Origin of the sequence: Duganella guangzhouensis, from assembly GCF_009674535.1 — a bacterium.
GTDB lineage: Bacteria > Pseudomonadota > Gammaproteobacteria > Burkholderiales > Burkholderiaceae_D > Rugamonas > Rugamonas guangzhouensis.
On the sequence record NZ_WKJK01000034.1, the window covers coordinates 21,863 to 36,079 of the forward strand.

The following is a 14,217-nucleotide window of genomic DNA, read 5'->3' on the forward strand; positions in this document are numbered from 1 at the left end:
CGAGGTCCAGCGAGACACTACCACAGGAAACCACACGATATGAATAAACAAAGCCGCTTGACCACCTACATCCTGATTGGATTGGCGCTAGGCATTCTCACCGGCTACATCGCCCACGTCCAGCTCGACAAACCGGAGAGCTTCGCCGACACGATGTCGCTGGTCACCATGGTGTTCCTGCGCCTGATCAAAATGATCATCGCGCCGCTGGTGTTTTCCACGCTGGTGTGCGGCATCGCCAAGATGGGCGACGCCTCGGCGGTCGGCCGGGTCGGCGTCAAGACGCTGGGCTGGTTCATCATCGCCTCAATAATGTCGCTGAGCCTGGGCCTGGTGCTGGTCAACATCTTCCGTCCCGGCGACGCCCTGCTCGGCCACATCGCGGCCACCGCCGCCAAAACCGACCTGGCCACCTCCAGCTTCACCGTCAAAGACTTCCTGATCCACCTGGTGCCGGCCTCAGTGGCCGAAGCCATGGCCAAGAACGAAATCCTGCAAATCGTCTTCTTCTCGCTGTTCTTCGGCCTGGCGGCGGCGGCCAGCGGCAGCAAGGCCAACGCCTTGGTCGAGGCGCTGGACGGCCTGGCCCACATCATGCTGAAGGTCACCGGCTACGTGATGAAATTCGCCCCGCTGGCGGTGTTTGCCGCGGTGGCCGGCACGGTCGCCAAGAGCGGCCCCGGCGTGCTGTCGGTGTACGGCGTGTTCATGTCCGAGTTCTACTTCGGCCTGGCGGTGCTGTGGCTGCTGCTGATCATCATCGGCTCGCTGTTCCTCAAAGGACGCATCTTCACGCTGCTGAAGGAAATGCGCAGCCCCACCCTGCTGGCGTTCTCGACCGCGTCGAGCGAAGCGGCCTATCCGAAAACGCTGGAAGGCCTGGAGCGCTTTGGCGTGCGCAACCGCATCGCCTCGTTCGTGCTGCCGATCGGCTACTCGTTCAATCTGGACGGCTCGATGATGTACTGCACCTTCGCCACCATCTTCATCGCGCAGGCGTACGGGATTGAAATGTCGCTGGGTCAGCAACTGACCATGATGGCGTTCCTGATGCTGACCTCGAAAGGCATCGCCGGCGTGCCGCGCGCCTCGCTGGTGGTGATCGCCGCCACGCTGGGCCAGTTCAACATTCCGGAAGCCGGCATGCTGCTGCTGCTGGGCATCGACCACTTCCTCGACATGGGCCGCTCCGCCACCAACGTCATCGGCAACAGCATCGCCGCCGCCGTGGTCGCCAAGTGGGAAGGCGAGATGGACCCGCCGAAAGAAGCCGCGTAAGCGCACACCGCGTCGTCACAACAGGCCGCCTCCGGGCGGCCTGTTTCATTACAGCCAGGTGCGCTTGCCCTCCGGCTTGGCGCCCAACTGCCGCAGCCGACGCCGCAAGCGGAAATTGTCAATCACCGTGGCGATCATCGTCAGCAGCACAATGATGTTCAGCGCATCGCTGCCGAATAAACGGAAAAACAGCGCCGCGCCGCCAGCGCACAGCAAACCGGTCGCCAATAACAGCAAGCCATCTTTCATTTGCTCCTCCGCCGATAGATTTCAGGATGGCGCACCAACAAACCCGGCAACCAGGGGCGATGCAGATGATTCATCTGCGCGCGCAATAGCACGTCAGACAGCGACGTCCCACCGGCAAGGCTACGCCCCGTGGCGATGGCAATGCTGCCATCATCGAAGCGTAGTCCGGGCATTCATGATGCGCCTTGCGGCGGCGCAGGGCAAGCAAGCGCTACCGTTGTGCGGAATCGTTAGGCGGCTTGGCGATTTTCGTAATTGCGACGGCGCGGCGAGTGATGCACCATCTCGGCATAATTCAAGACCGAGGGAGACGATATGACTGCTACGCGCCGCACCGCGCTTAAGACTCTGCTGGCCGGCGCCGCCGTCGCGCCGCGACTGGCCAACGCCGCACCGGCGACCGCCGAACCGCGCTGGGCGCGCGGTATCGAGGGCCAGCGCAAGGGCGACCTGGGCAACGGCAGCTACCTCAACCCCATCCTCGCCGGCGACCACCCCGATCCCACCATCCTCAAGGACGGCGACGACTACTACATGACCTTCTCGTCCTTCCTGTCCTACCCCGGCGCCATCATCTGGCACTCGCAGGATCTGGTGAACTGGCGGCCGCTCACCGCCGCGCTGAGCAAGCCACTGGGCAGCATCTGGGCCATGGACCTGGTCAAGCACAACGGCCGCTATTACCTCTACATCCCGGCCGAAGGCAAGATCCACGTGATCTGGGCCGACCACATCAGCGGCCCGTGGAGCGCCCCGATCGACCTGAAGATCGAGGGCGCCATCGACCCCGGCCACGCCGTCGGCGAAGACGGCAAACGCTACCTGTTCGTCAACGGCGTGCGCCGCATCGGCCTCACCGACGACGGCCTGGCCACCATCGGCACGCTGGAAAAAGTCTACGAACCATGGCGCTACCCGGCCGACTGGGTGGTCGAAATGTTCGCCCCCGAAGGCCCCAAACTGCTCAAGCGCGGCGAATGGTTTTACCTGGTGATGGCGGTCGGCGGCACCTCCGGCCCGCCCACCAGCCACATGGTGATCGCCGCCCGCTCGCGCTCCATCCACGGCCCGTGGGAAAACCACCCGCACAACCCCATCGTGCGCACCAAAAGCGCGGATGAAAAATGGTGGTCGCGCGGCCACGCCACACTGGTCGAAGGCCCGGCCGGCGACTGGTGGATGGTCTACCACGGCTACGAAAACGGCTACCGCACACTGGGCCGCCAATGCCTGCTCGAACCGATCGAATGGACCAAGGACGGCTGGTTCCGCGCCAAGGGCGGCGACCTGTCCGCGCCACTGCCGATGCCGAAAAAAGGCAAGGCGGTGCAGCACAACTTCGCCAAATCCGACGACTTCCAGACCACGCGCTTTGGCGTGCAGTGGAGCTTCTTCAACCCCGGCCCCAACGAAATGCAGCGCGTCCAGCACACGCCCGGCGCGCTGGCCATCAAAGGCAAGGGCAGCTCGCCGGTCGACAGCTCGCCGCTGACCTTCATCACCGGCGACCGCGCCTATGAAGCGGAAATCACCTTGGACATCGGCGCCGACGCCGAAGGCGGCCTGCTACTGCACTACAACGAACGCGCCTACGTCGGCATCGGTTTCACCCGCAGCCAGATGAAGACCTTCCAGCACTCGCAGGAGCAAAGCTGGATGCGTGAAAAGATGGATGTCAGCACCGTGCGCATCCGCGTACGCAACGACCGCCACATCGTCACCTTCCACTACGCGCTGGACGGCGCGAACTGGGTGCAGCACCCGTGGCAGATGGAAGTCTCCGGCCTACACCACAACGTGTTCGGCGGCTTCGTCAGCCTGCAGCCCGGCGTCTACAGCGCGGGTGCAGGCACGGTGACGCTGCGCGATTTCAAATATCGCGCGCTGGCTTAAATCTGCTCGGCGTAGGTTTTCACCAGCTCGTGCAGGAAGCTGCGGCCTTCCATCAGCGGCTGCACGCCGATGTACTCATTCAAGCCGTGGATATTGCCCAGGTCCGGCGTCAGGAAGATGCCGCTGATGCCATAGGTCGGAATCCCGGCCGCGTTGAGGAACTGGCCGTCGGTGGCGCCGGACTGCAGAATCGGCATCACCGGCACGCCAGGCCACATCTTCGCGGTCAGCTTCTCGACCGGCTCCATGATGGCCTTGGTCAGCGCTGGCGGCGCCGAATTCTCGCCACGGATTTCCAGCGTCTCCACCTTCACCGCCGGATCATTGATCGCGTTGACCAGCGCCTGACGCACCGTCTCCTGCGTCACGCCGGGGAAGATGCGGCAGTTGATATTGGCGCGTGCCCGCTGCGGCAGCGCATTGGTCGCATGGCCCGCATCCAGCATGGTCGCCACGCAGGTGGTGTGCAGCATCGCCGCCCAGCTCGGGCTGGCGTTGGACACCGTGGCCACCGCCTTGACGTCGGCCGGGTCCTTGGCCACCGTCTGCAGCGCCGCCGCCACTTCCTGGTGGCCGGCCTGCAGCTGAATCTTCGCCATCGCGTTCAGATAACCCTTGCTGCCATCGGTCAGCTGAATCGGGAACTCATAACCCTGAATCTTCTCCAGCGCGCCGGCCAGATGGTAGATCGCGTTGTCCTTCACCGGACGCGAACTGTGGCCGCCCGGATTGACCACCTCCAGCCGATAGTTCTGCGCCACCTTCTCGCCCGCCTGCACCGTCATCGAAATCCGCTTGCCGCCCGCATTCAGCTCGCCGCCCGCGCCCTCGTTGAGCGCATAACCGGCGTCGATCAGATCGCGGCGGTTCTTGCTCAGCCACTCGGCGCCGTTGAACGCGCCTGCGGTCTCCTCGCCGCAGGTCAGCGCCATCTTCAGCGTGTGGCGCGGCTTGTAGCCTTCCTGCTTGAAGCGGATCAGCGAATCGGCCCAGATGGCCGCCTGCGCTTTATCATCCACCACACCGCGCGCGTAAAACTTGCCGTCCTCCTCCACCAGCTTGAACGGATCGCGCACCCAGTCCTCGCGCTTCGCTTCCACCACGTCGATATGCGCCAGCAGCAGAATCGCCTTGGCCTGCGGATCGCGCCCCGGCAGTACCGCCACCAGCCCGCCCTCTTTCGGATGACCCGGCGCGGTGAAGATATGCAGATCCGATTCCGGGAAGCCGGCCGTCTTCAGGCGCGCGGCGATCTTCTCGGCCGCCAGCGTGCAGTCGCCGGACGACAGCGTGGTATTGGTTTCGACCAGCTCTTTGTAAAGGGCGCGGAACTGCTGCTCCGTCGGATCGGCGGCATATGCACTTTGCAAACATGCCAGCATGGCGGTTACTGCACCCAACACAAAACGAGACTTCATTGGTCGACCCCTTCAAATTAAAGTATGTTCATGGCTTCTTCATCGTCCGCCTTGGCCTGCTGGCGTTCCCACATTTGAGCATACAGACCGCGCGCTGCCAATAGCGATTGATGCGTACCCCGCTCAACAATGCGGCCATGATCGAGCACGATGATCTGCTGCGCATCGGCCACCGTCGACAAGCGGTGCGCGATCACCATGGTGGTGCGGGTGCGCGAGATCTCCTTCAACTGCGCCTGTATCGCCTGCTCCGCCTTCGAGTCCAGCGCCGATGTCGCCTCGTCGAAAATCAGAATGGCCGGATTTTTCAACAGCGTGCGCGCGATCGCCACCCGCTGCTTCTCGCCGCCCGACAGCTTCAACCCGCGCTCGCCCACCATGGTCTTGTAGCCATCCGGCAGAGTGACAATGAAATCGTGGATCGACGCCGCGCGCGCCGCCGCCTCGATCTCCGCGTGCGTGGCGCCCGGCTTGCCGTAAGCGATGTTGTATTCGATGGTGTCGTTGAACAGCACCGTATCCTGCGGCACGATGCCGATCGCATGGCGCACCGAATCCTGCGTCAGCGCGCGCAGATCCTGGCCGTCGATGCTGATGCCGCCCGCGTTCACTTCGTAGAAGCGGAACAGCAGGCGCGACAAAGTCGACTTGCCCGATCCACTGTGCCCCACCACCGCCGTCGTCGTGCCCGGCGCGATGGTGAAGTCGACGTCGAACAAAATCTGCCGCTTCGGATCGTAGCTGAAGTCCACGTGGTTGAAGCGCACCTGCGCGCCATGCGTGACCAGCGGCTTCGCATCCGGCGCATCGGCAATCTCGCGGTTCTGGTCCAGCAGCGAGAACAGCTTCTCCATGTCGGCCAGGCTTTGCTTGATTTCGCGGTAAATCACACCCAGGAAGTTGAGCGGAATGTACAACTGGATCATGAAGGAGTTGACCAGCACCAGATCGCCCAACGTCATCTTGCCGTCGATGACGCCAACCGTGGCGCGCCACAAAATCAGCGTCACCGCGATCGCGATGATCATCGACTGCCCGGTGTTCAGCAGCGACAGCGAAGTCTGCGAACGCACCGCCGCGCTCTCGTAGCTCTGCAAGCCTTCATCGTAACGGCGCGCCTCGTACTCCTCGTTGCCGAAGTACTTCACCGTCTCGTAGTTGATCAGCGAGTCGATGGCCTTGGTGTTGGCCTTGGAATCCATCTCGTTCATGGTGCGGCGGAAGTGCGTGCGCCAGTTGGTGATCAAGATGGTGAAGATGATGTACGACACCAGCGCCACAAAGGTAATCACCGAGAACCAGATGTCGTAATGCGTGACCAGATAGCCCAACACCAGCGTGATCTCCACCAGCGTCGGCAGGATGTTAAACAGCGTGTACGAAATCAGCGAACCGACCGCGCGCATGCCGCGTTCGATATCGCGCGTCATGCCGCCGGTCTGGCGATTCAGGTGGAAGCGCAGCGACAGCGCGTGCAGATGGCGGAACACCTGCAGCGCGATGGTGCGCACCGCGCGCTGCGTCACGCGCGCGAACAGGAACTCGCGCAGCTCGGTGAACACGGTGGTCGAGACCCGCAGCACGCCATACGCCACCAGCGCGCCCAGCGGCAACACCAGCAACGCCTGCGGATGCGACGGCGAGATGGTCAGCGAGTCGATCAGCTTCTTCATCACCACCGGCACGCCGACGTTGGCCAGCTTGGCGCCGACCAGGCAGCCCAGCGCCAGCAGCACGCGCCATTTGTAGACCCACAAATAGGGCAGCAGGGTTTTCAGGGTGGACAGATCGCTGCGGGAGGCGGCAGGGCTGGCGGGAGCTGGCTGGGAATCGGAATAACGGCGCATGGCGAATAATGATATTTTATGGTTCAATCCCGATCATTGTAGCCCCAGAAGAGAAATCAAGATGACCACCTCCACCACTTCAGCCCCCATCGCCGTCACCACCGTCAACCGCGGCCTGCCCGCCGGGAAGATGCCGGAGCTGCGCATGATGCCGTCGCCGTCCGACGCCAACGTCTATGGCGACGTGTTCGGCGGCTGGATCATGGCCCAGGTGGACATCGCCGGCTCGCTGCCGGCCACCCGTCGCGCCAATGGCCGCGTGGCCACCATCGCGGTCAACTCCTTCGTGTTCAAGAACCCGGTGTTCGTCGGCGACCTGCTGTCGTTCTATGCTGATATTGTCAAGGTTGGTAATACATCCATCACCGTGCAGGTCGAAGTGTATGCGGAACGCAACCGCCTGCAGGCCGACACCGTCAAGGTCACCGAAGCCACGCTGACCTACGTCGCCACCGACTCCAACCGCAAGCCGCGCAAAGTGCCGCCGATCGAAACCCTGATTCATCCATAAGCACGCGGCCCGCTGCGCAGCATGGACGACCAGCGCCGCATCTTCCTCGCCCGCACGCTGAGCACACTGGCGGCGCTGGGCAGCGCCAGCAGCAGCCACGCGCAAAGCAGCCGCGCCTACCCGTTCACGCTGGGCGTCGCCTCCGGTTCGCCACTGCCGGACGCCGTCGTCATCTGGACCCGCATCCTGCACGACCCGCTCAACGCCGCCGCCATGCCGCCCATCGCCTTCAGCGTGCGTTGGGAGATGGCCGAAGATGAAAACTTCCGCCGCATCGTCGCGCGCGGCACAGCCAGCGCGCCGCCCGAACTGGCGCACAGCGTCCACGTCGACGTGCGCGGCCTGCAGCCGGACCGCTGGTACTGGTACCGCTTCATGCTGGGCAACGCCGTCAGCCCCACCGGCCGCACCCGCACCGCGCCCGCCACCGACAGCATGCCGGCCCGGCTCAAGCTGGCCGTGGCCTCCTGCCAGCACTGGGAATTCGGCAGCTACGCCGCGCATCGCCACATTGCCGCCGCCGCGCCCGATCTGGTGGCCTTCCTCGGCGACTACATCTACGACAACCACGAACTAGTAGGTATGGACATACACCTACGAATTAACCGTGATATGGACGCGCATATACGGTTGATTTGATTAATGTGCAAGAGGTTTACCTATTGAAATTAAGCATTGATTCAATTAGGTTACCCTCCCAATGGTGAGGAAAGAGAGATTCGCACTGACGATGGAGAGAGTTGATTAGAGGCTATCTATGCGAGTCTCGATATGCCAGAGTAGCGCGAATAAGTCTCAAAATAGACACCTAAATTGAACTAAGAGATTTTCTCTACCTGGTGCCGGAGTGCCGTTGGCATCGATCGACTGCTGTATTTAGCATATTTAGGATGTCAAATCCGCCCCATTTTTTTGTTAGCACGGAAACCATCTGGTTAATGATTTTCAGGGAAAAATCTAAGAGTTCGAGCGGTGCGGAAATACATCAGCAATTCAAATCTGGTTGGGATGCGAATCCGATAGAAAAATAGTTAGGAGGGAGCTACTCCTCTCTTAACGTGTAGTAGTTCCGATTTGATCTGACAGTAAGGCCTTGCCAAAGGGTGGGGTTACCCGGTTTGATAGAGGTGCGAATCTTTATTAAACCAGCGCGAAAGCGCCAAGGAGTAACCCCATGAGCAGTGTTCCTCAAAGCGTCATCAAACACAAGGTCGGTTTGCTAAATTTAGCAACCGAGTTGGGTAACGTGTCCCGTGCCTGCAAGGTGATGGGTTTTTCGCGAGACACGTTTTACCGCTATCAATCGGCCGTCGAGGCTGGCGGCGTCGATGCCCTGATTGATGCCAATCGCAAGAAACCCAACCTGAAAAACCGCGTCGAAGAAGCCACGGAGAGCGCCGTTGTAGCCTTCTGCCTGGAGCAGCCGGCCTTCGGCCAAGTCCGCGCCTCTAACGAGCTACGCAAGCGTGGCATCTTCATCTCCCCGTCTGGCGTTCGGTCGGTATGGCTGCGCCGTGATCTGGAGTCGTTCAAGAAGCGCCTGGCGGCGCTGGAGCGCCACGTTGCTGAGACGGGCGATGTTCTGACCGAAGCCCAAGTGATCGCGCTTGAGCGCAAGCAGGACGACGATGCTGCCCATGGCGAGATCGAGACAGCCCACCCTGGCTACCTCGGTAGCCAGGACACCTTCTACGTCGGCACGATCAAAGGTGTGGGCCGTCTCTACCAGCAGACCTACGTCGACACCTACTCGAAGTGGGCTGCCGCAAAACTCTACAACATCAAGACCCCAATCACGGCTGCCGATCTATTGAACGACCGCGTGCTCCCGTTCATGGACGAGCAAGGCATGGGCGTCATTCGTGTGCTGACTGATCGGGGCACCGAGTTCTGTGGCAAGGCCGAGTCGCATGACTATCAGCTCTATCTGGCTCTGAACGACATTGAGCACACGAAGACCAAAGTCAGGCATCCGCAGACCAACGGCATTTGCGAGCGCTTCCACAAAAACGATTCTGCAGGAGTTCTACCAGGTCGCGTTCCGCCGCAAGATCTATCGCAGCATCGAAGAGCTGCAAGCCGACCTGGATGATTGGATCGCCTACTACAACAATGAGCGCACGCATCAAGGCAAGATGTGCTGCGGGCGCACGCCGATGCAAACTCTAGTTGACGGAAAGGAGGCGTGGCGCGATAAAATCACCACTCTGAACAGCTGAATTTGACCTGACAGTCGCAGGCTTCAAACCGGGTAACTGTCAGATACTGTCTCGATTTTCAAGGCCCGCACTATTCTTTTAACGGTCAGTGGCCTAGAGGTTACGCCCCTTAGGACTGTCGCGCTTATCCTCGAATGCACTGATGATGTTGGCGCGAAGTTGGTTGTACTTCTTTCCGGCTATCTCACGTTCCATACCAGCATCGTAAATAGTTGACTATATTAGGATGATTGTCCTACAATCCGTTCGCACTAGGATGATCATCCTAAAATTATTCTTCTATCTCTGCAATACAAGAACATGACCGAACTGACGCGTGAACGCATCATCAAAGAGGCAGACCGTCTTTTTTACGAGCGAGGCTACGACAGCACGTCGTTTTCTGACATCGCTGGAACGGTCGGCATATCACGCGGCAACTTCTATCACTACTTCAAAACCAAAGACGACATTCTTGCAGCAGTCATCGACGAGCGCCTCGCCGTGCGACAACGAATGCTCGACGCTTGGGAGGTGCAGGATGACGATCCCGCTGCGCGCATTCGTCGCTTCATCCATATTTTGGTGAAGAACCAGGCAAAGATCATGCAGTACGGTTGCCCGGTAGGGACGCTTTGCATGGAGCTTGGCAAGCTTGACCATCCTCTGCAAGGCGAGGCCAACAAGGTCATGGATTTATTCCGTAGTTGGCTGCGCCGGCAGTTCGAAGCCTTAGGAAGTGGAAGGAGCGCCGGGGATTTCGCTATGCACGTGCTGACATTCAGCCAGGGCGTTGCCGTACTTGCCAGCACTTACGGAGATAAGGCATTCATTCAGCGGGAGGTCGAATTAATGTGCCGATGGGTGGATGAGCTAGCTGCCTGAGTGATCAATTTTGAATTCAAAGGAGATTAAAGATGCACATCGTGTTTTTGCAGTTCACCGAACGTAAAAGCGAGGCTGGAAAATTCATGCAAGGGCATAAAGACTGGATCCAGCGCGGGTTCGATGCAGGCTGTTTTCTCCTCACAGGCAGCCTTCAGCCGCAAACGGGTGGAGTGATTTTGGCGGATCGGATATCGCGGGAAGAATTGAATCAGCTTATCAAGCAAGATCCATTTGTCGAGCAAGGCATCGTCACCCCAGAGATCGTTGAGTTGGCGCCGTCTCGCGTCGACACACGCCTCGATTTTTTGTTGAACTAGGAGCGCGCCCATGAGCAATTCCACGATTCCCGGCTCAGACGGCCAACTCCGTTGCCGCTGGTGTGCTGCCGCACCAGAGTTCCAACGTTATCACGATGTCGAGTGGGGATTTCCGGTCGACGACGATTTTCGCCTGTTTGAGAAGCTGAGTCTGGAAAGCTTTCAGTCCGGCTTGAGCTGGCGCACCATTCTTGCCAAGCGGGAGAATTTCCGAAAGGCATTCAAAGGATTCGACTACAACAAATTGGCGCGGTTTGGTGCGGCCGACGTCGAACGATTACTGCAAGACGACGGCATCGTGCGGCATCGGGGAAAGATTGAGGCTGTTCTGCATAACGCTAGGGTCGCGAAGGAAATTTCAAGCGAAGTAGGCTCGCTGGCAGCATATCTTTGGCAGTACGAACCGAACGGCTCCGCTATTGTTACTCCTCAAAGCGCATCGCAATCGACAGAGTCACTCGCCTTGTCGAAGGATCTAAAAAAATTGGGTTGGAAGTTTCTCGGGCCAACAACCGCATATGCGTTCATGCAAGCAATGGGGCTAGTCAATGACCATGTTGAAGGTTGCGTGACCAGGCTGAAGGCAGAGCAAGCGAGGTCTCGCTTCAAGCGTCCAACTTGAAATCGCGCATTCCGGTGGAAAGATCAGTTGATTGGCTTCTGGCCGGTTACAGCCGCGTGTTCGTCGAGGGCACACTAGACTTCATTTGGATGTAAGTACCTTTGTGCAGATCGAGCAATTGCAGCGTATGGTTCCTTGGCTTAGGTCAATATCTGCTTCAAATCGGACCGCACCGCAATGGCAGCTGCCATGATAAGTCTTCAATTTCGCTCCATTAATACGAGATTGCATCGACTCTATCAGAGGGGGGTATATCCGGCAATCTATCTCGACTGGCTGCTTACCGCCGCTCCCTGATAATCAGCTTGGAATTCGACGCCAGATCGGACCACTGCAAACATCAAGTGCACCAGTTTGCGCATGACCGCCCCGATCACCGCCTTCTTTGGTAGGCCGTTTGCATGAAGACGATCTGCAAATTCCTTGAGTGCGGGGTTGTGTCGACTGGCAACGACGGCCGGCATATAGAGCGCGCTTCGAGTTGCCCGGCTCCCTGTTCGACACATCGACGTACGACCGCGAATGGATGTGCCTGAGCTGCGCTGGCGTGGACTTACGCCCAGATGCGCGGCCAAAGCCTTTGCATTTTCAAAGCGCTGAATGTCGCCCACATGGCCTAACATTACGGCGGCGGTCGCCTTACCGATTCCCGGGATGCTGACCATAAGGTCGGAATCGCGTTTGAGCTTCGGATGGCAAGCGATGTGGTCTTCAATTTGGTGCTCTGCCTCTTTGATTTGAGCTTTCAGCCATTCCACATGCTGCTTGATATGTTCCACTAATTCCAGATTCGCGGCGACGGCACAAGCCTCTTCTCGGTTTTCCTCTTGAAGGCGCATGTCCTTCAATGCCTTTAAACGATCACACCATGCCCTTAACCGTCGCTGCTCTGGTGTCGGAGCGTTCCAGGGCTGCGGGTGCATCTTCGCGCAATACCTGGCGATCAAGGCTGCATCGATTCCGTCATTCTTGTTGCGTACCAGTTCGCTCTGTCCATATCCTTTAATGCGAGCGGGATTAACAATGCTCACGGTCAGACCTAGAGCCTGCAACCCGAGCGCGACAGGCTCGCTGTAGACCCCCGTTGACTCCATGCAGACCAAGCAGCTATCTAGCTCGACATTTTCCCTGGCCAGCCAAGCCGCCAATTCTTGGTAACCGGCAGATGAATTAGTCACTGCCTTGCTGCGCACTTTCCCTTCGATGATAAGAGCAACGTCTAGCTTATGTTTGCCGACATCTATCCCAATGGCAGTAGCTTCCTTGTCCATGGCTTTCCCTCCTCGTATGCAGGCTTACGTGAACTGCAGTAGCCTCAGATACTGTCCGGACTTTCAGATGGAAATGGGCAAGGGCACCAATCTGACAAGCAGGGTCGAACCCTAAGATCAAGTTATGTGTCACCTTGCCCGGCCGCGCCATCTAGGAACACGATACCACTGGATCGGCAATTTCAATATACGAGATCAAGTCGCGACCACTACACTTAACGCTACCATCGACGCCAATAGCGGTTTCTTTAGTTGACACGCGTTACAGGGAGTCGCCCCATCGCCTTGCCCGCGACTCCACCGCGACATTCTTCAGCCCTCAGCTTGTTCGTGGACACCTAGCCAATGAGCTGCACATTGCGCTAGCACATTCTACCGATGCGCTCATGGTTTCGTTCAAAAGAGTCACAATGGTCAGATGATCCAGGGATCTCTCTTGGTTCGCGCGACCAATCCCTCATCTGCCTCTCCGCCCTATCTTGAGCCTCCCTCGCGGCTTTTTCAGCTCTCTCTCGTTCCGCAGCCTCCCTTGCTTCCCTCGCGGCTTTTTCCCTTGCTTCTCGATCTTGAATATCCCTGTAGATTTGGTATCCCTTATCTACTGCATTTGTGAGAGCACCAATCGCCGCCGCAATCGCTGCTATCACTCCCGCGTTAGCTCCCATCAAGTGCAACGGTTTTTTGGGATTATCTATTTCAGCTAGGCGCCGAACTAACGAAGCCTTTTCTTCACGAAACACATTCAGGTAAGCGCCGATGGCGTCACTGGACATATTGCGAAGATATTCCGCTGAGCTGTGATTATCAACCGCTAACGGGGCTAGTGAAATCGCGAGCGCGCGCTTTCCGTCAAGCGGCTGCATAACATCGGCCAAAATCAAAGGCCAGCAGCCGGTTTTGATTTCATTGAGAGTGACTTCGAATTGTCTTCTATATAGTCTCTTTAAAGAATACTTGTACGCCTCTCGTTCATCCGCGAGGTCAGCGGGATTTTCCGGTAAATCATGATCCTCAGCACTTGACCAATTACGATAGCTGGCAGTTCGACTTTCGACATCTAAACTATGATTAATGCCCTTATCCAATATTTCAAACTGCCTCTGAACCGCAATAGACTCTTCATTAAAAAGGGACGCCGCGTTTGGCGCAGCGCCTAGCGGTAAAAGGCGTGCGCTTTCCTGTACTCGCATTAGCGCCGCCTGCCGTAATTGCTCGATCCAAGCGAATCGCTCGGCGACACCTTGATTATTGAATAAAATCTCATGAAGCGCTTCTGAAGGCTCTGCGGATTTTAAAATATGAGACAAAGACAGGGTAGTCATAGATGCTCCTTTTTTGATTAGCTACAAGATGACTTCGCGTCGACCGAGCGAAGAAGTAATCGCAAGCCTGAAATAAACTGAGCTGCCAGTATATTTCGTTTGATATTAATATCCGCAGGAGCAAAAGTAGAAATATTATTTTCGAAATCGATTACAGATTTTTCAATTGAGGTTGTAATACTTGATGTCGCCAATCGAAAATACTCCCGTGAGACATCTTTACTTGCTGGGCACGGCGCGTAGGATTCAGGCATTTTGCAGCCGTCCAATGACTCGCGTGTTCGTTTGCTCGCAGAATTGACCCATTCCAATTGACCCGCCTTCCACTGCCTGGCAAACGCCGCCACGCGGTCGTATGACCCTTCATAGCCGAGTTCTTTCAGTTCCAGATGGAGCTGCTTCA

At 58.2% G+C, this 14,217-nt stretch carries 11 protein-coding genes and 4 pseudogenes; 8 read left to right on the forward strand and 7 right to left on the reverse strand.

From position 1 onward, the window contains the following. Positions 1 to 39: 39 nt before the first annotated feature. Entirely contained in the window at positions 40 to 1,278 is a 1,239-nt protein-coding gene (locus tag GJ699_RS32565; RefSeq protein ID WP_154383582.1) for a dicarboxylate/amino acid:cation symporter, read from the forward strand. 48 nt (positions 1,279 to 1,326) lie between these two features. Here GJ699_RS32565 and GJ699_RS32570 read toward each other — a convergent pair whose 3' ends face one another. Then, positions 1,327 to 1,527: a hypothetical protein gene (locus GJ699_RS32570; protein WP_154383583.1), complete on the reverse strand. Its 201-nt coding sequence runs from the start codon at positions 1,525 to 1,527 to the stop codon at positions 1,327 to 1,329. Between the two features lie 315 nt (positions 1,528 to 1,842). Here GJ699_RS32570 and GJ699_RS32575 point away from each other — a divergent pair, with 315 nt between their 5' ends. Continuing rightward, positions 1,843 to 3,420, forward strand: a complete 1,578-nt coding sequence (locus tag GJ699_RS32575) for a family 43 glycosylhydrolase (protein WP_154383584.1) — start codon at positions 1,843 to 1,845, stop codon at positions 3,418 to 3,420. Here GJ699_RS32575 and GJ699_RS32580 read toward each other — a convergent pair. Together GJ699_RS32580 and GJ699_RS32585 are read right to left on the reverse strand one after the other, a co-directional pair. Next, positions 3,417 to 4,838 carry a M20/M25/M40 family metallo-hydrolase gene (locus tag GJ699_RS32580; protein ID WP_154383585.1) on the reverse strand — a complete coding sequence of 474 codons (1,422 nt, stop codon included), beginning with the start codon at positions 4,836 to 4,838 and terminating at the stop codon, positions 3,417 to 3,419. The two genes, GJ699_RS32575 and GJ699_RS32580, sit on opposite strands and share 4 nt — an antisense overlap. 17 nt (positions 4,839 to 4,855) lie before the next feature. Next, positions 4,856 to 6,685, reverse strand: coding sequence for an ABCB family ABC transporter ATP-binding protein/permease (locus GJ699_RS32585; RefSeq protein WP_154383586.1), 1,830 nt, complete (start codon positions 6,683 to 6,685; stop codon positions 4,856 to 4,858). A gap of 61 nt (positions 6,686 to 6,746) precedes the next feature. Between GJ699_RS32585 and GJ699_RS32590 the strand changes: the two genes are divergently transcribed. The 6 genes and pseudogenes from GJ699_RS32590 to GJ699_RS32615 all read left to right on the forward strand — a co-directional run bounded on the left by GJ699_RS32590 (position 6,747) and on the right by GJ699_RS32615 (position 11,221). Next, entirely contained in the window at positions 6,747 to 7,196 is a 450-nt protein-coding gene (locus GJ699_RS32590) for an acyl-CoA thioesterase (protein WP_154383587.1), read from the forward strand. Between the two features lie 21 nt (positions 7,197 to 7,217). Next, positions 7,218 to 7,760, forward strand: a pseudogene (locus GJ699_RS32595) (alkaline phosphatase D family protein); the annotation flags it as partial. A 610-nt stretch (positions 7,761 to 8,370) separates the two neighbouring features. Then, positions 8,371 to 9,415: pseudogene (locus tag GJ699_RS32600) on the forward strand (IS481 family transposase). Positions 9,416 to 9,715: 300 nt separating this feature from the next. Beyond that, positions 9,716 to 10,279, forward strand: a complete 564-nt coding sequence (locus GJ699_RS32605) for a TetR/AcrR family transcriptional regulator (protein WP_154383588.1) — start codon at positions 9,716 to 9,718, stop codon at positions 10,277 to 10,279. A gap of 32 nt (positions 10,280 to 10,311) precedes the next feature. Beyond that, complete coding sequence (locus tag GJ699_RS32610; RefSeq protein ID WP_154383589.1) at positions 10,312 to 10,599, forward strand: YciI family protein; 288 nt, start codon at positions 10,312 to 10,314, stop codon at positions 10,597 to 10,599. 10 nt (positions 10,600 to 10,609) lie between these two features. Beyond that, complete coding sequence (locus GJ699_RS32615) at positions 10,610 to 11,221, forward strand: DNA-3-methyladenine glycosylase I (protein ID WP_154383590.1); 612 nt, start codon at positions 10,610 to 10,612, stop codon at positions 11,219 to 11,221. A gap of 99 nt (positions 11,222 to 11,320) precedes the next feature. On the opposite strand, the pseudogene GJ699_RS35440 reads toward GJ699_RS32615, so the two are convergent. The 4 genes and pseudogenes from GJ699_RS35440 to GJ699_RS32630 all read right to left on the reverse strand — a co-directional run. Next, positions 11,321 to 11,452 (reverse strand): annotated as a pseudogene (locus tag GJ699_RS35440) (GFA family protein); the annotation flags it as partial. A gap of 32 nt (positions 11,453 to 11,484) precedes the next feature. Next, on the reverse strand, positions 11,485 to 12,492 hold the full coding sequence (locus GJ699_RS32620; protein ID WP_154383591.1) for an IS110 family RNA-guided transposase: 1,008 nt from the start codon (positions 12,490 to 12,492) through the stop codon (positions 11,485 to 11,487). Between the two features lie 362 nt (positions 12,493 to 12,854). Continuing rightward, positions 12,855 to 13,814 carry a hypothetical protein gene (locus GJ699_RS32625; protein ID WP_154383592.1) on the reverse strand — a complete coding sequence of 320 codons (960 nt, stop codon included), beginning with the start codon at positions 13,812 to 13,814 and terminating at the stop codon, positions 12,855 to 12,857. Positions 13,815 to 13,831: 17 nt separating this feature from the next. Beyond that, positions 13,832 to 14,217, reverse strand: a pseudogene (locus tag GJ699_RS32630) (hypothetical protein); the annotation flags it as partial.